Source organism: Vibrio tubiashii ATCC 19109, assembly GCF_000772105.1.
Lineage (GTDB): Bacteria > Pseudomonadota > Gammaproteobacteria > Enterobacterales > Vibrionaceae > Vibrio > Vibrio tubiashii.
Map to the genome: position 1 here is coordinate 13,919 of NZ_CP009357.1, position 17,535 is coordinate 31,453.

The 17,535-nt window shown below is 48.4% G+C and carries 21 protein-coding genes; 13 read left to right on the top strand and 8 right to left on the bottom strand.

Annotated elements, in window-relative coordinates:
- The 12 genes from IX91_RS24285 (at window position 1) to IX91_RS24345 (ending at window position 13,477) form a co-directional block, all read left to right on the top strand.
- Window positions 1-669, top strand: a complete 669-nt coding sequence (locus tag IX91_RS24285; RefSeq protein ID WP_004748811.1) for a PFL_4703 family integrating conjugative element protein — start codon at window positions 1-3, stop codon at window positions 667-669.
- 2 nt (window positions 670-671) lie between these two features.
- On the top strand, window positions 672-1,580 hold the full coding sequence (locus IX91_RS24290; protein ID WP_004748812.1) for a TIGR03749 family integrating conjugative element protein: 909 nt from the start codon (window positions 672-674) through the stop codon (window positions 1,578-1,580).
- Window positions 1,581-1,591: 11 nt separating this feature from the next.
- Window positions 1,592-3,082 (top strand): TIGR03752 family integrating conjugative element protein, encoded by a 1,491-nt coding sequence (locus IX91_RS24295; protein ID WP_004748813.1) that lies wholly within the window; start codon window positions 1,592-1,594, stop codon window positions 3,080-3,082.
- Window positions 3,042-3,455: a TIGR03751 family conjugal transfer lipoprotein gene (locus IX91_RS24300; RefSeq protein WP_138922217.1), complete on the top strand. Its 414-nt coding sequence runs from the start codon at window positions 3,042-3,044 to the stop codon at window positions 3,453-3,455. Before IX91_RS24295 ends, IX91_RS24300 begins: the two co-directional genes overlap by 41 nt.
- Window positions 3,456-3,457: 2 nt before the next feature.
- On the top strand, window positions 3,458-6,610 hold the full coding sequence (locus tag IX91_RS24305; protein WP_004748815.1) for a conjugative transfer ATPase: 3,153 nt from the start codon (window positions 3,458-3,460) through the stop codon (window positions 6,608-6,610).
- Window positions 6,607-7,068 (top strand): DUF1525 domain-containing protein, encoded by a 462-nt coding sequence (locus tag IX91_RS24310; protein WP_004748816.1) that lies wholly within the window; start codon window positions 6,607-6,609, stop codon window positions 7,066-7,068. The genes IX91_RS24305 and IX91_RS24310 overlap by 4 nt, the downstream gene beginning before the upstream one ends.
- The gene (locus IX91_RS24315) at window positions 7,065-8,225 is read left to right on the top strand and encodes a TIGR03756 family integrating conjugative element protein (RefSeq protein WP_004748817.1); all 1,161 of its coding nucleotides are present in this window, start codon (window positions 7,065-7,067) and stop codon (window positions 8,223-8,225) included. The genes IX91_RS24310 and IX91_RS24315 overlap by 4 nt, the downstream gene beginning before the upstream one ends.
- A gap of 18 nt (window positions 8,226-8,243) precedes the next feature.
- Window positions 8,244-9,605: an integrating conjugative element protein gene (locus IX91_RS24320; RefSeq protein WP_004748818.1), complete on the top strand. Its 1,362-nt coding sequence runs from the start codon at window positions 8,244-8,246 to the stop codon at window positions 9,603-9,605.
- Window positions 9,605-9,967, top strand: coding sequence for a hypothetical protein (locus IX91_RS24325; RefSeq protein WP_004748819.1), 363 nt, complete (start codon window positions 9,605-9,607; stop codon window positions 9,965-9,967). The genes IX91_RS24320 and IX91_RS24325 overlap by 1 nt, the downstream gene beginning before the upstream one ends.
- Window positions 9,968-10,023: 56 nt before the next feature.
- Window positions 10,024-11,571 (top strand): conjugal transfer protein TraG N-terminal domain-containing protein, encoded by a 1,548-nt coding sequence (locus IX91_RS24330; protein WP_004748820.1) that lies wholly within the window; start codon window positions 10,024-10,026, stop codon window positions 11,569-11,571.
- A 388-nt stretch (window positions 11,572-11,959) separates the two neighbouring features.
- On the top strand, window positions 11,960-12,925 hold the full coding sequence (locus IX91_RS24340) for a hypothetical protein (RefSeq protein ID WP_004748822.1): 966 nt from the start codon (window positions 11,960-11,962) through the stop codon (window positions 12,923-12,925).
- Between the two features lie 63 nt (window positions 12,926-12,988).
- On the top strand, window positions 12,989-13,477 hold the full coding sequence (locus IX91_RS24345; protein ID WP_004748823.1) for a hypothetical protein: 489 nt from the start codon (window positions 12,989-12,991) through the stop codon (window positions 13,475-13,477).
- Between the two features lie 6 nt (window positions 13,478-13,483).
- Here IX91_RS24345 and IX91_RS24350 read toward each other — a convergent pair whose 3' ends face one another.
- The 8 genes from IX91_RS24350 to IX91_RS24385 form a co-directional block, all read right to left on the bottom strand.
- Window positions 13,484-13,963 carry a hypothetical protein gene (locus tag IX91_RS24350; RefSeq protein WP_039953699.1) on the bottom strand — a complete coding sequence of 160 codons (480 nt, stop codon included), beginning with the start codon at window positions 13,961-13,963 and terminating at the stop codon, window positions 13,484-13,486.
- A gap of 94 nt (window positions 13,964-14,057) precedes the next feature.
- A complete protein-coding gene (locus tag IX91_RS24355; RefSeq protein ID WP_004748825.1) occupies window positions 14,058-14,489 on the bottom strand; it encodes a hypothetical protein in 432 nt (143 codons plus the stop codon).
- A 17-nt stretch (window positions 14,490-14,506) separates the two neighbouring features.
- Window positions 14,507-15,055, bottom strand: a complete 549-nt coding sequence (locus IX91_RS24360) for a hypothetical protein (protein WP_004748826.1) — start codon at window positions 15,053-15,055, stop codon at window positions 14,507-14,509.
- Window positions 15,052-15,438: a hypothetical protein gene (locus IX91_RS24365; protein WP_004748827.1), complete on the bottom strand. Its 387-nt coding sequence runs from the start codon at window positions 15,436-15,438 to the stop codon at window positions 15,052-15,054. Before IX91_RS24365 ends, IX91_RS24360 begins: the two co-directional genes overlap by 4 nt.
- A gap of 80 nt (window positions 15,439-15,518) precedes the next feature.
- Window positions 15,519-15,965: a zinc-finger-containing protein gene (locus IX91_RS24370; RefSeq protein WP_039953700.1), complete on the bottom strand. Its 447-nt coding sequence runs from the start codon at window positions 15,963-15,965 to the stop codon at window positions 15,519-15,521.
- A 9-nt stretch (window positions 15,966-15,974) separates the two neighbouring features.
- Window positions 15,975-16,472 (bottom strand): hypothetical protein, encoded by a 498-nt coding sequence (locus IX91_RS24375; RefSeq protein WP_004748830.1) that lies wholly within the window; start codon window positions 16,470-16,472, stop codon window positions 15,975-15,977.
- Window positions 16,473-16,482: 10 nt separating this feature from the next.
- A complete protein-coding gene (locus IX91_RS24380; protein WP_004748831.1) occupies window positions 16,483-16,728 on the bottom strand; it encodes a hypothetical protein in 246 nt (81 codons plus the stop codon).
- A gap of 33 nt (window positions 16,729-16,761) precedes the next feature.
- Window positions 16,762-17,025, bottom strand: coding sequence for a hypothetical protein (locus IX91_RS24385; RefSeq protein WP_004748832.1), 264 nt, complete (start codon window positions 17,023-17,025; stop codon window positions 16,762-16,764).
- A gap of 111 nt (window positions 17,026-17,136) precedes the next feature.
- Here IX91_RS24385 and IX91_RS24390 point away from each other — a divergent pair, with 111 nt between their 5' ends.
- Complete coding sequence (locus IX91_RS24390; protein WP_004748833.1) at window positions 17,137-17,532, top strand: hypothetical protein; 396 nt, start codon at window positions 17,137-17,139, stop codon at window positions 17,530-17,532.
- Window positions 17,533-17,535: the final 3 nt, after the last annotated feature.

Consider the following 17,535-nt stretch of genomic DNA (forward strand, 5'->3'; position numbering starts at 1 on the left):
ATGGCAAGATTAAAGAAAGCGTTAGATGGTCGGGACTCTCACATTCTGACTCTGCGAATCCTTATCGGCATATTGGCAATTGCCTTGTTTTATTCAATTGCTGGATGGAAGGCCGCACCTGAACACATCAAGATTGATATTCCACCGGATCTTCGTTCTGGCTCAACACGCGGTATCCAGGAACGTCACCCTTTTAACGTCTACGCCTTCGGCTATTACATCTTCCAGCAAATGAATAACTGGCCAGTGGAAGGCGTTGAAGATTACAAAAAGCAGATTAATCGCCTTAGCTGTTACATCACACCTCGCTTTAAAGGTGAGCTTGAGCGTGACTACGAACAACGTCTGAAACGACATGAGCTAAACCGTACTCGTGCTCTTCAGGAAATGCCAGACCGTCCCTATACCGACAAGCGAGTGTACGTTGAGTCCGGTGATTCGTGGGTTGCCTTTTACGATGTGAATATCAAAGAGACATTCCGTTCAGAGATCGTGAAAGACATCTTTGTGCGTTACCCCGTTCGCATCGTTCGATGGGATGTTGATCCTGAGTGCAACCTCTGGGGTTTGGCCCTGGACGGCTTCTATAAAAATCCGAAACGTCTTGAAGGTAACCAGCAAGAAAACGAAAACGTTCAGGACACGAGCGGCGAAGTGGCGGGAAGATAACAATGAAAAAACTACTTAATAAAGCAGCATTGATTGTCGCCGTGGTTGGGTTTTATAGCGGCTCGGCTTTAGCGACAGAAATCATTCACTACACCAATCTGCCAGTCACTATCGAACTGCGAAAGGGAGAAGAACGCAGTATTCAGTTTGGTGATCACGTTCAGGTAGGTATTACTAAAGGGCAGCAGATGAAAAAGCTGTTCCGGGTACAGTCGGCGCAGGGGGCGGTGCATTTTCTACCATATGAAGAGTTTGACAAGCAGCGTGTACAAGTTAAGCGGCTGACAGATGGCCGCGTCATTCTTCTCGACCTGATTGCTGGGAAGGAAGATCCGAATGCAAAGCCGTTGGAAGATATTCGGATACTTCTGGAATCTGAAAACGTCGTTCCTGAAGATGAGCGTCAGGTATCAGATTCTCCGATGGACATCCCGGTTATTACACCAGTTGATTTGACTCGGTTTGCGGCACAACGACTATATGGACCAACGAGACTACATCGTGATCGTCCCGGAATCACTGAGACGACTTTGGGAGTAAAGGGAGCGGTTCGTGTCTTTAAGGGTGAGAACAAATACAAGACGTATTCCAAACCGATATTAGCCTACCAGGGTGGTGGTTATTATCTGGCAGCTATTCACATCAAGAACACCTCTGAAGATGAGGTAAAGCTGAACTACCTCGATCTCAATCTGCCGTTTTCTCACGCTACTTTCCAACATCATATGTTGTATCCAAACGGTACGCCGGGTGACAGCACTGTGCTGTACCTGATTTCAGAAAAGCCATTGAAGGAGACGCTTTACCCCTGGACCTACTATCAGGACCTCAAAGCGGAGGCTGAAGAAATCGCGCGACTTGAAGAAAAAGCGGAGGCGGAGAAGAAGCGCAACCGCCATAAACACAAGTAAGGGGCTTCGGTATGAAATCAAATATTGTTATCAAAGCCTTGGCGGTCGTAATCGTCGTCATCCTTTTGGTTGTTGTGATGAAGGGCCGCAAGGAAAAGCAAGTTACCGCACAAGCGCCTGGTCAAGCGACTGAATTGACCGGGTTGTCTGCTATTGAGAGCGGTCCTGCACAACCGGACAACGGCCTCGCTATTGACCCACTTGAAGAGGGGTTTCTTGAAGAAGAGTACGGTGTAGACGTTGATAGTCCAGTTGAGACTATGAGAACGCTTACCAATGAAACTCGTGCGGTTCGCGAAGACTCAGTAAAGCTTCAGGAAGAGAACAAGCGTCTAAAGCAAGAGATCGACAAACTCCTGAAGATGGAGGAAAGCCTTAATAAGCGAATCAATAGCCGGTTTTCTAATGCAGAAAAAGATGCAGCGGAAAAGCAGCGCGAGCTGGAGCACACTCAAGATCTTACTCGTGGCCTGATCAGCAAACTCGAAAAGCGCCTTGAGGAGTTACAGCAGGGAGGCAAAGAAAAGGGCGGCAACACAACTGCGAACGGTTATGACATTGGCAATGCCGGAATTCCAAGTGGTTTGGGATATGACGAAAACGGTATGCAGGTTGATTTTGATCAGGTTGTTTGGACGAATCCGATTGACGCCAATGTGGACCCGCGTGATCCGACAAAGATCAGTCTTCCTGATTTCAGTGCAGCAGCAGAAGAAAATCTTCCAGCGTTAGCTAAAGGACCAACTAAGTCCAAGAAGCAAACCAAAGAAGAGCGGTCTGTCAAAGCTTACACCATTCCAATTAACGGTACCTTGATTGGCTCAGTTTCCATGACGGCCATGCTTGGACGTATTCCGATCAATGGTCAGGTTATCGACCCTTATCCGTTTAAGGTGATGGTGGGTGAGGAAAACCTGTCCTCCAACGGCATCCATATACCAGGTGTTACCGGCATCAAAATGTCGGGCATTGCTAAGGGAGACTGGACCCTTTCTTGTGTGAGTGGGGAGATCACTTCCATGACGTTCACATTCCAGGATGGAACCATTGTGACCTTCCCGGAACCAGGTACAAAAACAACAGATCCGATCGCATGGTTCTCAGATAAGAATGGTATTCCATGCATTACTGGTCAGCGAATTACAAACGCTGCTTCATATCTGACATCTCGGGTAGGGCTTACCGCAGCCGCTTCATATGCAAATGCGGAAGCCGCAAGCCAGTTCACCACACAATCCAATAACAATGGCGGGTTGACCAGTGGGTTAACCGGTGATCCGAAGATTGTTGCCAAAAATACAGCTATTTCAGAAGGCCTTAACGAGGTGACTGATTGGCTGGATGCACGCCAAGAAAATTCCTTTGACGCCATCTATGTACCACCTGGTACCGAGCTGGCTATTCACATTTCAGAGGAATTAAAAATTGACTATGACCCAGAAGGTAGAAAGGTAAATCACTATGCGAATATTAACCGTCGTTCTGACCGTCACCTTGATTAGTATGTTGAGTGCCTGTGCTACCAAGGATTCCATTATTCCGGTACCAGAGCACGACATGAAGGAAGTCTACAACAGACACATGCAGGGCATCGGGGATGGTGAACTGTATGACAAACGTTCGTTGATTCGTCGCCCAATGGTTGAGGGAGATGTGGTCTTGAGCGATTACGTCCGTACTGAGAAGACTCAGCTTGAAGCTCGATTCAAAACGCTTCCCAATCCAACCATGTACATGTTTGTTGCACCACACCTGGCTGCCGATACGCAAGTGCCGATTCCAGGCTATCTCACCGAATTCAAAATGTGGGAGCGGGAGCACTATGCGTTGCCAGGTGAGATCAGCGATATGAAATCCAGCTTTGAGGGAGAGTGAGAATGAGTTTTGCGCAAAAGCTGAAGGAAGTTTTTATTCCGCCAAAAGACGATCAGGAGCCTGTTGCAAATCAGCCTCAGCCAGAAGCCGAGACTGAGGAACAGGTAGAAGGGAAGAAGAAACCTTTGACCTCGATGGACGCTGCTCGCATTTATGGCAGACCTTCGTCGTTTGTGCAGAAACTTCCCTGGTACGAGTTCCAAACAGAATCTCAGACCATCCTACTCGATGACGGCAAATCCGTAGGTGCTGTTTTCGACATAGTGCCGATTGCGACTGAAGGCCGTTCATACAACTGGCTCCAGGATCGTCGTGACATGATTCAAGATGCTCTTCAGGACTGCTTCGAGGAGCTTCCATCTGGGCCGTGGATCATTCAGCAATATACCTATGACGATGACAACATGGAGGAGTATATCGACAAACTCCGTGCTTATCCGAAGGCCTATTGCAAGGATACCAAGTACACCAAAGAGTGGCTGGACATCATGGAGGCGCACTTACGGGGCATCTGTAAGGAGGGCGGTCTGTTCGAGGATAAAGAAGTCCTTGATGCTCCTTGGGGAGGCAAGATCCGCCGCATCAAAATGGTGGTCTATCGCAGACTTCCGCCAAAGTGGAAATCTTATGCTGGCATGACGCCAGAAGAAGAGCTGAATGATGTAATCCAGAAACTGGAAACCGCATTCAGGGATGCTGGTATTTCGCTGATCCGGAATAACGGGAAGATGTTCTACGAGTGGATGTTGGGTTGGTTCAATCCTCGTCCACTTCTGACGAATGGCGATAAGCGTAAATTCCGTGAGTTGGCCAGCTACGTTGATGAAGATGATCTTCCCTACGGCGATGACCTAGCGGAAAGCCTGTTCTTCAATTTGCCGAAGTCAGACGCTGAAAATCAGACATGGACCTTTGATGAGCTGCCCCATCGCTGTATTCGCGTACACAAACTCCGTCGAACCCCAAAGATTGGCCAGATCTCAGGTGAAGTCGGCTCGGTGACACCAGATGGTGCTTCAACCGGCAAAGCCAGTTGCATGATGGACAAAATGCCTCCTGGTACCATTATGGCCACCACGATCATCATTACTCCCCAGGATGAAGTTCAGAATCACATTAATCGTATCCAGGATAAGTCCAAGGGCGAATCTGTAGATGCGACTATGGCACGTAAGGACTGTGATATTGCCAAGAACCTCATGGGCAATAAACACAAGTTGTACCGTGCCATGATGTGTGTGTACATCCGAGGTGAAAACCTGAAGGATTTGCGCAAGAAGTCAAACCAGGTCAGCACAATGTTGCTGACCAATCAGTTAGCGCCAGTACGCGAAGAAGATGAATCTCTGGGTCTGGATGCCTACATATACAACCTGCCGATGGTTTACGAGCCAAAGATGGATCGTAATTACAAAGCCACTCGTCCGGTCTGGTCTCAGCACCTGGCAAATCTTTCATCGGTCTTTGGCCGACATCGCGGTACCGGCAATCCCGGCCAGACCATGTATAACCGTGGCGGCGAACCAATATCATTCGATCCGTTCCATAGTCAGGACCGGAAGAAGAACGCGCATGGTCTGATCCTCGGGCCTACTGGTGCGGGTAAGTCTGCATCGATTACCAATATGGCCTCACAAATCATGGCTTTGCTACGGCCTCGTTTGTACATCATCGAAGCCGGTAACTCCTTTGGACTTCTGGCGGACTATTTCGCTGACAAGGACATGACCGTTAACAAAGTGCAGTTGAAGCCCGGTGCTGGCGTAACGCTGCCGCCGTTCGTTGATGCGGACAAGTTGTTGGATGCAGACGAAGAGGAGCTTCTTGGCTCTCGAATCGTCAGTGACACCTCCATGATCACTGAAGATGACCTCAGAGCTCATATCCCTGAGAAAATTAAAATCGACGATACCTACAAAACCTATAACGAACTGACTGAGCTGGAGCGAAAGCACGTTCGAGATAAGGCCGCTATGGATGTCATCGCCGAGATGATGATGGCAGAAGACAGCGACGGTGACGATGAGGGAGATGAACAGCGGGACATTATGGGTGAGATGGAAATCATAGCCACACTCATGATCACCGGTGGTGAAGAAGAAGAGGCTAAAAAGCTCACCCGTGCAGACCGTCGAATGATTCGGGATGCCATTCTCAATGGTGCAAGAAAAGCGCGGTCGGAAGGTCGCCGTACCATGACTTCAGATGTTGCTGATGGCTTCAGCATGATCAACAAAAATGACAACTACCCTGAGCACAGAAGAATGCGTGCTTTTGAGATGGGTGAATCTCTGCGGATGTTCTGTGATGGCTTTGAGGGTGAAGTGTTCAACACCGATGGAGAAGCTTGGCCTGATACCGATGTGACCATCGTGGACTTGGCTACATTTGCCCGTGAAGGTTACAACGCCCAGCTTGCTATCGCATACACCTCCATCATGATGCGCATTAACAACCTTGCGGAGAAGCATCAACACGATGAGCGTCCTATCGTTATGTTGACGGACGAGGGCCACATCATCACAACGAACCCGCTGTTGGCACCGTTTGTTGTGAAGGTCGTGAAAATGTGGCGTAAGTTGGGGGCCTGGTGGTGGGTAGCCACGCAGAACATGGCGGACTTCCCGAATGCAGCCAAGAAGATGCTCAACATGATTGAGTGGTGGATCTGCTTGGTAATGCCTCAAGACGAGATTGAAGACATCGCCCGCTTCAAGAGTCTCAACGAAGAGCAGAAGCAACTCATGCTCTCTGCGAAGAAGGAACCCAAAAAGTACACCGAGGGGGTGGTTCTTTCGGAAAACATGGAAGCTCTATTCCGGAACGTACCGCCTTCACTTTTCCTCAGTCTTGCAGGGACGGAGAAAGACGAAAAAACAGAACGTGCCAAGTACATGAGGCAGTTTGGTATCACGGAAGTTGAAGCTGCTGAATATGTCGGTCGCATGATTGACTACTACCGTGGTATCGCTGAAAAGCCCGAAGACCCTAAGCCGCGCAAGGCTATGAGCAAGGAAAAAGCGTTAGCCAGAGAAACTCTCGCCCGTCTTGAGCGTGAGAGTGCTGCACTTTCAGAAGAACAAGCAAATTCTGAAGTGTTGAAGGTATTGCAGGAAGATATTGAGGCTGACCAGGAAGAGGGAGTTTCTGTATGACGCCCGTAAGATTTCTTTTTGTACTTCTGGTGCTTGGCTGCCAGTCGGTATTAGCCAATCCAATCAGTAATATCCGTGTATTCCAAACAGATGCTGTTCCTGTTCGAGAAGACCTCAAGCTGCCGCCCAACATGGTGGTTCATGTGTACAACATGGACACCAAAAACAATGCCACGGCCAAGCTCAACGAGATGGTGAAAGCCAAGCTTAGCTCGAATGTTGGGCCTTCAAATTATCGAGACGCCAATCAGCAGGCATTCAGTGAAGTACTTAATGGACCGCACTGGCGTTCGCTTTATGAAGAGATGGAAGAGGGTGGCGAGGCCATCGAGTACGCCATTCGATTCAGAATCAAAAAGCTGCCAGCCATTGTGTTTAACGACAAGTCAGTGGTCTACGGCGTTACCTCCTTACAAGAGGCGATCAGAATCTTCAACAACAAAGGGGGTGATAGATGAAGAAACTACTGTTTGTCGTCATCGCGCTCTGTTTATCCGGCATGGCAGGTCAAGCATTCGCGTATCCGGATACATGGACGCAGTTTGACCCGAATGACCTTGATGCAGCTCGTGACCAGACTATGGGGAATACCCAGCAAATGCTGGAGGAGCGGGGGAGCGTTGAGTGTATTGCATGTCATGGTGAGACGAACGATCAATATGATGGAGTAATGAATACCCTGGAGATCAGTGAGGCTACCATGTCAGCGGCACTGTCCTGTATGAACTGGGAGCTTCGCGGAATATGCGTTTGGATGACTTGTCTGGTTCCACCGGTATGCTCATTCAGTACCTCATTAAAGGTGAAGAACCATGTACCTGATCTGGTTATTCAGTCCTATGACCGGGCCAATGGCGAACCTTGGACGGAATCGCAGGATATTAACCAGGTTTCTCAGGGGGATGCCGATTCCTCATGGGTAACAACCATCATCTCCTGGATTGAGGATTATAACGTTGATGATGTTGGTATCCGTGGTGGGGTGAGTACAGAGGCGAAGAAAGATCAGCACGCCAACCTCTACTTCAAACTGGTGGATGCCTACGGCAACCCGTCGCTGATCGCGTATAACGCTTTGGCTCAAACGACGTTCGGCCTAGTCTGTGCCGGACAGACGTTTCCGTTTTTCCCGTATTTCATATCCAACCTGGACTCTATTGCCTGGCGTTGGGACGTGCCGGAGATGTTCTATCCGCAGTCATGGTTACCGCTGATCAACACCTGGGATCTTGGTTCAGTGACTAATAATTACGGTGCGATTTATCCACGCCACGGATTTATGACGGCTCAAGATCCTTTGAAAGCAGGTGTGCTGTCCGCGTTCCGTGCCGCACATTTCATCACTCGCTCTGGTGAGCCTCATCTTTATTACACCATTGATAAGGCCGACCAGGACGGGTACTGGCCATCCGATCCATTGGACAAGGACAGAGAAGACACGGGTATTTGGCAGATGCTTTATCCTCGTACCGACAGTTCCTGCCAGCGTTTCCCGTATGGCGGTAATCCTTCGAGTAATCGGCGTTCTACTGATGGCAGCTATATCTGGAATTTCTGGAAGTCTTACAAGTGCTGTACGCGGCAAGGCCAGCAACTGATTTTTCATACGGGTTAATGAAGGGGAACAACGACAATGCAAATCAGATTATATAAAGGTCTGGCAGTCATGCTGTGCGCTGCGCTCTCGGGTGTAGCAACCGCAGACAGCCTCGAACACTCGCCACGTCTGAAGGGTGCCATCGATTACGAAATTGGTGGTGGTTACATTTCAGATGCACCTACTCGAATCCATACCGTGCCCATCCTGGAGTTAGGGATTGGCTGGGACCTGAATATGGAGTGTGGTGAGTTCGATCCGCGCATTTCGGTGAGTAACCAGCTTAACGGTATTACCGAGGGCTTCCGGAACATGATGGATAACATCATTCAGTCTGCAACCGGTGCAGTAGCGAGTTTGCCAGCTCTGGCAATTCAGCGTGCCAATCCCGGTCTGTATGACATGCTTCAGCAGGGTATTTTGCAGGGCAAGATGGATTTTGAGTGGGCAGAAACCTCCTGTGAGGAGATGTCTCGGGTATTGATGGGAGAGCAATCCTTCCCGTTTGAGAAGTACAAGCTATCCATTAAGACGAATAACTGGGCTGAGGAAATCAATGCTTCTGGTGGGGATGCGATTCGTGCCAAGGAAGCGCTTGATGATACCAACCACGGTAATGCCGGTGCAGAGTGGGCTTGCGGTACCAATAAAGGGGGAACTGGCCAGCAACCTATTCGTGCTCTGACGGACGTGGTTCAGGTCGGCTACAACATCATGTTTGATCGGGCAAACAGTTGTGCCACTTCCACCGTAGGACCTGCTGACGGTCAGGGTACTCCTCTCTGGGAATACTGGAACGGGCCGGTCGCTGCCTCGAACTGGTCAACACGAGTTCTTGGTGACATCGAGATGAGAACCTGTGATGGCTGTAAGAAGATGCGCGGTACGCCGGGCAAAGGGTTGACCTACATGCACAGGGATATGACCGATGACCTCATTGAGGATCTGGAAGACCTGGTTACCGGTGCAACTCAGTTGACCTGGCAGAACTTAAATCGTGTTTCAGCTCCTCCTGGGGTAATCGTTAATGACGCTATCATCATGGCCATTCGCAAACGAGATGCACTAGGGCAGGGCGAAATGATCCGCAAGCTGGCGGGTGAGATTGCCTACGCTCGTCTGGTAGAGCAAGGACGTTTGTTAACTCAATTGCTCAGAACTGGCGTCAAGGAGCCAAACGTCGCGGCGTTTGAACCGGCAAAGATTGTTGTGAACGATGCGATTGATCAGTTGCAGGTTGAACTGGACCAATTGGACCTTGAAATCAAAACCCGACAAGCCATTGCTCAGAACACCATTCTCCGAATCCTGGGACAGGAAGAGAAGAACGTTCAGAACACACGCAAAGTTGATCGCGGCAAGGCTTCAGGTACCAACCAACTGGGACAGCCGAACTGATGAAAAGCGTAGGCAAATTCTTTGTCATCAGCGTTGGGGGCCTTCTGGCCCTCATGGTGCTTGGCATGATTTTCAGCGCCATCTTTGATGTCAAACCAGACGAAATTAAGGGAGTAGACCTGATTGGTGGCTGGATGTGGTACCGCATCGGCTTTTACGTGGCTGTAATGGCGGCGTGGACACCAATTTGCCGGTTTATGACGAGGCCTCGGTTTAATCCAGGCGAACTATCCGATGAAGACCAAGCACAATATGCAGAGAAGCGAGAGCGTGATGTTCAGTATTTGAAATCACAATGGTGGAAAGTCGCGCTTATGCTGGCGTTCTTTGAAGTGGTCATCATCCAGCAATTTGGGCTCTGAAAAGAATGGTAGCGAATAATCTTCTCGAAATTTACACCCTGTTATTTGGGTGGAACATGTATGAAGCCATTTGGGATGTCCTTGTGGGATCTGGTTTGGCTTTGATTCCGTTTATCGCGGCGGTTATCACAAACTTCCGAGACAACTATGAAGACAGCGATGCCGAATCGACCATTAAAGGACTAGAAATCAAGGTCGTGAGCATGATTTTGGTGTTGATGCTCTGCGTGATTCCTTATAAAGGTTGGGAAATCGACTTGGCCACGGTCAAATATGATCTGGAGATCCCCGACTGTAATCCTCCGGCGAATACGGAAGGGCAGGGCGATAATACGGCCACCGCTTATGATGACAGCTTCGCTGATATGGGCGGAATCGGTGTGTATAAGCCAGTAGCCTGGTCGTTCGTGGAATTTCTGTCCAGCGCAGTCACCCATACAACAATCAAGTCCATGTCCTGCGTGAACAACTATGAGTTCATGCTGATGCGTATCAGCCAGATCACCATTCAAGATCCTGAACTGAGGCAGCGCGTTCGTGACTTCCATGAAGTTTGCTACAAAAAGGCGCTGGAGCGTTTCGAGCTGAATCCTATCGCTTTACCGGCAAATATCTCAGCGGTTCAGGATGTAGACTGGATCGGCTCTCGAACTTTGCTGAATGCGGTGGATGAATACTACCGGCACCCAGAAGCCTATATGAGGAACATGGAGAGGTTTGGATTCAACCGGCAAGCGGCAATCAGGGATTCTGACGCTGCGCATGAAACTGGCGCTCATCCGTATTGCCGGGAAGTCTGGCTTGGTGAAGAAGGCCCAGGTGTCGTGAACGAAGCCCTCGGCTTGAGACAGCTTATCCTCGATGACATCCCAGCCGATGAGGCCGGTGATATTCTTGATGATTGGATGGATTGGGGATCACAAGTTGTAACCGTTGGTGTAGCGGATGACAACACCAAGGAAGACCTGATCATCAAGATGATCCTCCAAGCTGATGCCGCGAACCTGAGTTCTCAGACCGACGTGGATCTGAGCAATAACTTTGATACAGACAAGTCATGGTACAAAGAGGCCGCGGATGTGGTGTTCGCTGGCGCAGGCCTGTTTACCAGCATTGATGAGTTTTTACAGACCCATACGATGAGACAGATGGTTAAGGTTGCTGGGCCAATGATTCTGGCCTTGATTCAGATGGTCGTCATTATGGCGGCACCGTTTGTTTTGCTGTTCGGCCAGTACCGGCTAAGTGCCTTTGTTTCTATCGCTTTGGTCTACTTCAGCTTTGAGTTTATCAATGCAATCTGGGCTGCGGCTTTCTGGTTTGATAACCGGGTATTGGACATTTATATGTCCCAAGCGGGCTGGTTTGATATAGCAACCAACAGCTTCCTTGTCTCTGCTGTCAGTGCCGGTTCTATTATCCTGCTACCCGGTATTTGGCTGTCCATTATGGCCTATGCTGGCGCAGGAATGGTTCGTGGTATGGGTATGGGAGGAGTAGGTGGCGGTACCGCTTCCGGCTCTGGGGCATTCCGAGGGGCTTCTGGTCGGGCTGGAGGTGCAGCTTATCGGGCCTACCGTGGCAGAAGCGGCGGCAAGAAGTAACAAAGAAGCATACTAGCCCTGCAAAAGCAGGGCTTTTTTAAAGAAAAGTAATATGCATGATAAAGTTTATTTCATCGAAGTAAGCAACATTGATAAAAATGCCATCAGGCCACAAATGAGAGATTGGGATTGCGACCACCTCATAAGCACGATGACATTCAGATTATCTGTAGCTGGTCGGCTAGCGTATGAACGAAGTGCTGCGTACCTTGAAACGAGACAGTTAGCAGAAGACCTAATGATATATTGGCTTCCGTCTCTTAATGCACGGTCATATGGAGACTTCAATGTAGCTGTCAAATCAGAAACGGCAAATGCATATAAAAGACGTTGGTGCCTGAAGAGAAGTCTTGAGGCTAAATTACTATTAAAGAGCAAGGAACACTAAATGTTTGGAGTTACAAAAATCACTCTTCTGATTACCTGCGGTATTTTTCTGAGTTCCTGCTCAACGATTGGAAAGAAATCACCGGACCAACTGGTATTTGATGCAAGTATAAACAAAGACAACAAGGCTGTTATAGAAGCCATTCAATCTGGCGCATACACCAAGCCTGAAATCGAAGCCATCGCTCAAAAAGCTATGGATCAGCGTCTTTGCAGTCTGGCCTATGACGTGACGAGTAATTATCAACTCGATCCAAATCTGAAAAGCAAATATCAGACGTTGTTTCAATGCCTGTTGCTTGATAAGCAGTATGACGCTGCCTTGTCGATGTTAAAGCAAGGTGCTAATCCGGAATTCATAAAGGAAGCACGATACGAGCGTAACGATGCCCTGGAGGAGGCTACTGCATGGGGAGCGATTGATGTTGTTGACGAACTCCTAAGATTGGGAATGAAGCCAACCAGTAAAGCGTTCTATCTTGGAGTCTCTGGGCACTATCATTCAAGCTATGAAACAGCAGTGAAGTTTGTTGATATGTTCAAACCATTTATGTCCAGCTTCGACCTAGATTATGTCTTCGTGAACAAGCCATTGCTCTACGAGGTAACGACAGAACGGAAGTTCAATGTCGAGCAAAGACGAAATCTCGCGAAGATGCTTCTTGATAACGGGGCAGATCCCAACAAGGGAATCAATAAAACTGAGTATGGTTCAGCGCGCAATGTTGATTACATTGAAACTCCTTATATGGCGGTTAAAGGTATTCCTGAGCTTACTTCTCTTTTTCTGGCTTATGGGGCGAATCCAGAATATGAACAAATGCGTGATCAGGCCAAATTCTTGGCAAACCTAAAGCCCGGAGATCAATCGCAACTGGGGTTGGTTGTCGAGATTAAGAATAACCTGGTTCTGCTTCAACAAAAGGATGGTCAGCGCTGGATTCCGATAACAGAAATTAAGCCTTGATGTAAATTACTCCCTTGCATCCAGGGGACTGCAAAGAAGCGAAGGAACTTTATGCGATGTTCGATGACGGGTCGTCCAATGGAGTCCGGTGACGGCATATATGAAGACGGTGAATGGATTAGTTGGGACTGGATAAATAGCCAATTGCATCACCAAGAGCTCATATCTGAATACCCCCAAGCACAAATAGTCGAGGTCATTCAGGTTTTCGAGGATTTAGTGCGATCAGCATATGAATATCACCTGCTGACAGGGCGCTATCTTCAAATATGGGGGGAGCTAGGTGAGCTCTATGCGGAAATAAAACATGGTGTTCAGCGTCATCGACCAGGCACACAAGGTTCCGACGGTCGTATAGGTAACGATTGGGTTGAAATTAAAACCATATCTCCTGAGAAAGGTAGTAACAACGTTGAGGTAAAAAGGGCTGGTAATTTTAACAAGCTAATTATTGTTAAAATCAGTGAAGACTTTGAATTTGAATCAAAGGTTATTTCTCGAAAAAGCCTCGGAAAGGGTTCAGGCAAGAAAGCCAGATACTCTTGGGATTAGCCTGACTTATGAAAACGGCTTTGGTGGATCATTGTCATAATAGTGTTTCGGGTGTCCATCCCAGATGTCATCAGCATTTCGCTCACGTTGGTCATATGCTCCTGGTGAGCTTGATGGTGTTTGCCTGATCCAGGCAAAGAAAATTAAGGTGATGACAAACCAGATGATGCTAAACACCTTGGCTACTATCCAACGTAAAACCCGATACGGCCAAAACCGTTTTAAAGAAGCATCCATTGCGGCTCCCTCCTGTTTGATAGCATGGCCTGAACCCAGCCATACCAATAAGGCTCCAGTGATGGCGGAGATCACATGAAGCCACGGTGATACGAGCTGCCAAGGCTTACCAGTGAATAGTGGACCCAGGCCATACGCAATCAGAGCTGCAATTCCTGCCACCGCAAGAATTATCAGTCCGAGTACGTTGTAGAACCGTTCACGACGACTGAACGGATAATCAGTTAATTTATTCTGTAATCTGATCATATTCTAACCAAGTGGGTCCAGCCCAGATATATCAAGTCATGACAGAGATTATACCAAGAGTTATCCACCAATTTCTGTGGATAATCTCCGGGTATTACGCGGCCACCTCTTTCCAATCCCAAGGCGTAAAACGGCTTTCCGAGGCCTCTAGCAGCTCAAGAACGGCTGTCTCCCCTTGGGCCACGGCCTGCCGTACATCTTCAATATTAACCACATCCTTCTCATAGTCCATCCAAGACAGGTGCTGATCCTCCTTGCCATTGGAGCGATAGTGGCTTTCACCGCCCTGATTGCAGTTGTGCTCCTGCCAATAATAGCTGTATGAGATGCCCTGCTGCCGGAGGTGATCGAGAATTACCTCAAGCCGAAGATCGCCACGACAGTTAATCCCGCCAATTTGTAGTTTGGTAATACCTTCGGAGTCATCAGATACCTGGTTGAGAATCTCGATGTCAGTTGAGGCGAAGAGGGCTGTCACCTTTTCGGTATGTACGGTACGGACGATCATAGATGTTTCGATTGTCATGTTAAGGTTCCTTCTGGTTAAAAAAGAGATAGTTGTGTTTCTCTAAATCCCAACTCCGAAGAGGGGAAGTTTTCTAAAAGCTTGCGTGCGAGGTCGGTCTCGTCGGCAAACCGAGTATTTGGCTGAAGTAGCGGTTCCAGCACCTCCTTTGCTTGGTATAACTCAACGTCTGTAGGGAAGACCCAATAGCAGTTACTTGGGCAGCTCATGCAAACACCAAGAGAAGACAGCGCATCCTTGATTGAAGTATCTGCCCACTGAGGAAGTCGAATCTCTACATGACCGTGCATATTGATTCGGACCTTCTTCCAACCAAATTCTTTATGTTCGTCTCCGATCAGGTAGCAGAGAGGTGACTGCTCCCTGTGCAGCTCCTCGGCAACATGCTGTAGACCTTCTTTGTCCAGCTCGGACCCATGCGTATGGCGATAGCCAGTATGAGAAGCCCACTTGCCGTAGAAGCCCCATCCTCCGCACGATTTCTCCGCATAGCCTTCGAGGCCAGACACGATAATCGGTATTCTTTGCACGGATTCTTCTTCCGAAAAGGCACCGTTGAGGCTCATGATTGCGAAGCCTCGCTGGTGGCAATGACAGATTCATTCAATGAAACTGACTCTTCACAGTCATGGCAGTAGGATTCATCGTATGTCGCATAGAGGACGAATTCCTGAGCATTGACATCCCACGATGCGAATGCGTCCTTAACCACATTGTCACCGCCGCATTTTGAGCATGTCAGTTCGTATGCGCCGACTGGTGGCCGGTTGCGAACCGATTCAAGTCGGTACTCCTGCTCTTTTCCAAATGCGTGACATTGGTTTTCAGCCCATTTCATCACGCCGGATGGAATATGCTTTTTCAGCTCATCCATTACCCAGACTGGCATAAAGTAACCGGTACTGTTATTGGCTTCGGCAAGAGTTTTGTTCAGAGTCTCTTTGCACATGATTTTGTCCTCTGCTTCCGTAAAATCTGTTTCATAATCAGACTCTCATGAAAGTTCGGACTAGCAACTGTACTTAGGTGCTAAGAGCGGTAAATCTCGATGAATATCTCTCGTGCTGCTTGCTCTGCTTTATGACACATTTCCACATCAAACCAGCCAAAGTGACAAGCTTCGTGTTCAATGCCGAGCTTCTCTGCTAGACGCTTATATGCATCACTTCTGGTAAGCTTTCCTGACTTGTAAAGCGCCTCAAACGGCGATTTACAGCGCTTCCTTGCTTCACGCATCTCAGTGGTTGCGAGGGTGCCAAGCGGTATGTTGGTGAATGGGTGCATACCAACATAAGAGCCACATCCTTTACAGCGATATGCCCAAGGCCAGTCTCCGTAGGACCGACCATAAAGCTCATCATGATGAACAATTTCCACTGTATCGCCGCAATGCTGGCAGTCCGATGGGATAGGAAGAGGATTCTTGACCCGGTTCATAGCCTTCAGGCTTGGGTTCCAAGGTGTCTTCGGTTGCATAGTTGGGACCTATCGAAAAACAACACGTTGGGTGCGTGTCACGCATTGGTTTTGAACTCTGTGGCAGACCTCAGCAATGATGTAGCCGCTGAATGGGAGAGTGAAGATGGCTTCTGAGAGATTGAACCTATTGCTTCCGCATTGGCCTGTCATGTCCGGTAGGTAATAACAACTGAGTGTAAAGTAGTCGCCGTCATAGCAGTACCGGTCGTCGTCATCGCAGTCCAGGTGATAAATGGGTGTGGCGTCCTGGGTAGACTGTTTATTTCCAAGGTAGTAGGTGAGCTCGTACCCTAGATCCGGCTTACCAAGTCGGATGAATAGAAGAAATTCACCATCATTGAAATACGGGTCAATTTCTGGGATTTCGTCGAGCGCATTGTCATTGCTACCGATAATGTAGAAGTCTTCTATGGACAGCACGCCAGTGTCCTGGAGATCTTCGGGCTTGCAGCCAGTCAATGCTGTGATGACGACTAATAAAGAAAATATAAATAGGCTTTTCATGTTGGATTCCTTACGCATAAAGTGCGGTGTGAAAAATATGTTCAACCGTGAAACCACGGAAAGGCTCGGTGGTATCAACAATCTCCTGCAATTGCTCAATGCTGAACTTCGCAAGAACGTCCTCTTTGTAGTGTTCATATAACCCAGCTACGCCACACATCGTGGCCACGCGCAGAAGGTTCCTGCGATCTTCATCTGAAGCTTTTGCTTGTCCAGCAAGTACAGCTAATAGACGGTCCAATATGTCTTTATCCATTTGTCTACCTTTGTTTTGAATGAAGGAATATGCTCAGTTGAACTGCAATTTCAGCGTCCGCTTTACTCGGACAACTTTCACCTCACCCAAGTAGCTATATCTGCGCTGGAAGTGATAGTCGTCCCAATGCTCAAAATCTGGCGCATCTTGTTCTCCGATCCGCTTCACTTTGTTCTCTGTCTTCTTGCCGTAAAGCCTGTAGACATTTCCCGATTCAAAGACGACGGTATCTGGATTTCTGGCGTTAACAATCGCGGCATTACCTCTTTCCACGATGGACATTGACTCTTGGTGCATGACGGCATCTCCCTATTGATGATTCCAACGTACCCCAGAAACCTGAACTAGCAACTCCGGTGAAAAGTCAGTATTTTTGGGCAATCAACCAAGGATTAGGGAGGGCATATAGTGAAGGTCTGCTGGCTACAGCTTGTTTTGATGGTGCTTGTCAGTGGCGCATGTTTAGGTGCGCGAGCGTCAGAACAAGAACAGGTATCTTTCTCCCTGGTCCGCCTGGTTCAAGACCGCTCCTTCTATGCGGGACGCTACCAACCGATCATCGATGGCCGATTCAACATACAATTAACATTCAATGGCCAGACTATCAGCCAATATCAATTCAGTCCTGGTGCTGCTCTGGGAATCGCTTCAACAGTGGCGTTTGTAGCTGACCAGAGAGGGCAAGCATTTACCTTAGAAGGCGACACAGATTCCCTTAAAAATGGTCAGTGCATCATGTATCTAAGATCTGGTGGTGTTGTACGTCATTGGGCTTTAATGGCTTTGCACAACTGTCTTGAATGAGTT

Coding starts and splice junctions, on each gene's coding strand:
- IX91_RS24285 (WP_004748811.1), top strand. CDS start 1: ATGGCAAGATTAAAGAAAGCGTTAGATGGTCGGGACTCTCACATTCTG.
- IX91_RS24290 (WP_004748812.1), top strand. CDS start 672: ATGAAAAAACTACTTAATAAAGCAGCATTGATTGTCGCCGTGGTTGGG.
- IX91_RS24295 (WP_004748813.1), top strand. CDS start 1,592: ATGAAATCAAATATTGTTATCAAAGCCTTGGCGGTCGTAATCGTCGTC.
- IX91_RS24300 (WP_138922217.1), top strand. CDS start 3,042: ATGCGAATATTAACCGTCGTTCTGACCGTCACCTTGATTAGTATGTTG.
- IX91_RS24305 (WP_004748815.1), top strand. CDS start 3,458: ATGAGTTTTGCGCAAAAGCTGAAGGAAGTTTTTATTCCGCCAAAAGAC.
- IX91_RS24310 (WP_004748816.1), top strand. CDS start 6,607: ATGACGCCCGTAAGATTTCTTTTTGTACTTCTGGTGCTTGGCTGCCAG.
- IX91_RS24315 (WP_004748817.1), top strand. CDS start 7,065: ATGAAGAAACTACTGTTTGTCGTCATCGCGCTCTGTTTATCCGGCATG.
- IX91_RS24320 (WP_004748818.1), top strand. CDS start 8,244: ATGCAAATCAGATTATATAAAGGTCTGGCAGTCATGCTGTGCGCTGCG.
- IX91_RS24325 (WP_004748819.1), top strand. CDS start 9,605: ATGAAAAGCGTAGGCAAATTCTTTGTCATCAGCGTTGGGGGCCTTCTG.
- IX91_RS24330 (WP_004748820.1), top strand. CDS start 10,024: ATGTATGAAGCCATTTGGGATGTCCTTGTGGGATCTGGTTTGGCTTTG.
- IX91_RS24340 (WP_004748822.1), top strand. CDS start 11,960: ATGTTTGGAGTTACAAAAATCACTCTTCTGATTACCTGCGGTATTTTT.
- IX91_RS24345 (WP_004748823.1), top strand. CDS start 12,989: ATGACGGGTCGTCCAATGGAGTCCGGTGACGGCATATATGAAGACGGT.
- IX91_RS24350 (WP_039953699.1), bottom strand. CDS start 13,963: ATGATCAGATTACAGAATAAATTAACTGATTATCCGTTCAGTCGTCGT.
- IX91_RS24355 (WP_004748825.1), bottom strand. CDS start 14,489: ATGACAATCGAAACATCTATGATCGTCCGTACCGTACATACCGAAAAG.
- IX91_RS24360 (WP_004748826.1), bottom strand. CDS start 15,055: ATGAGCCTCAACGGTGCCTTTTCGGAAGAAGAATCCGTGCAAAGAATA.
- IX91_RS24365 (WP_004748827.1), bottom strand. CDS start 15,438: ATGTGCAAAGAGACTCTGAACAAAACTCTTGCCGAAGCCAATAACAGT.
- IX91_RS24370 (WP_039953700.1), bottom strand. CDS start 15,965: ATGCAACCGAAGACACCTTGGAACCCAAGCCTGAAGGCTATGAACCGG.
- IX91_RS24375 (WP_004748830.1), bottom strand. CDS start 16,472: ATGAAAAGCCTATTTATATTTTCTTTATTAGTCGTCATCACAGCATTG.
- IX91_RS24380 (WP_004748831.1), bottom strand. CDS start 16,728: ATGGATAAAGACATATTGGACCGTCTATTAGCTGTACTTGCTGGACAA.
- IX91_RS24385 (WP_004748832.1), bottom strand. CDS start 17,025: ATGCACCAAGAGTCAATGTCCATCGTGGAAAGAGGTAATGCCGCGATT.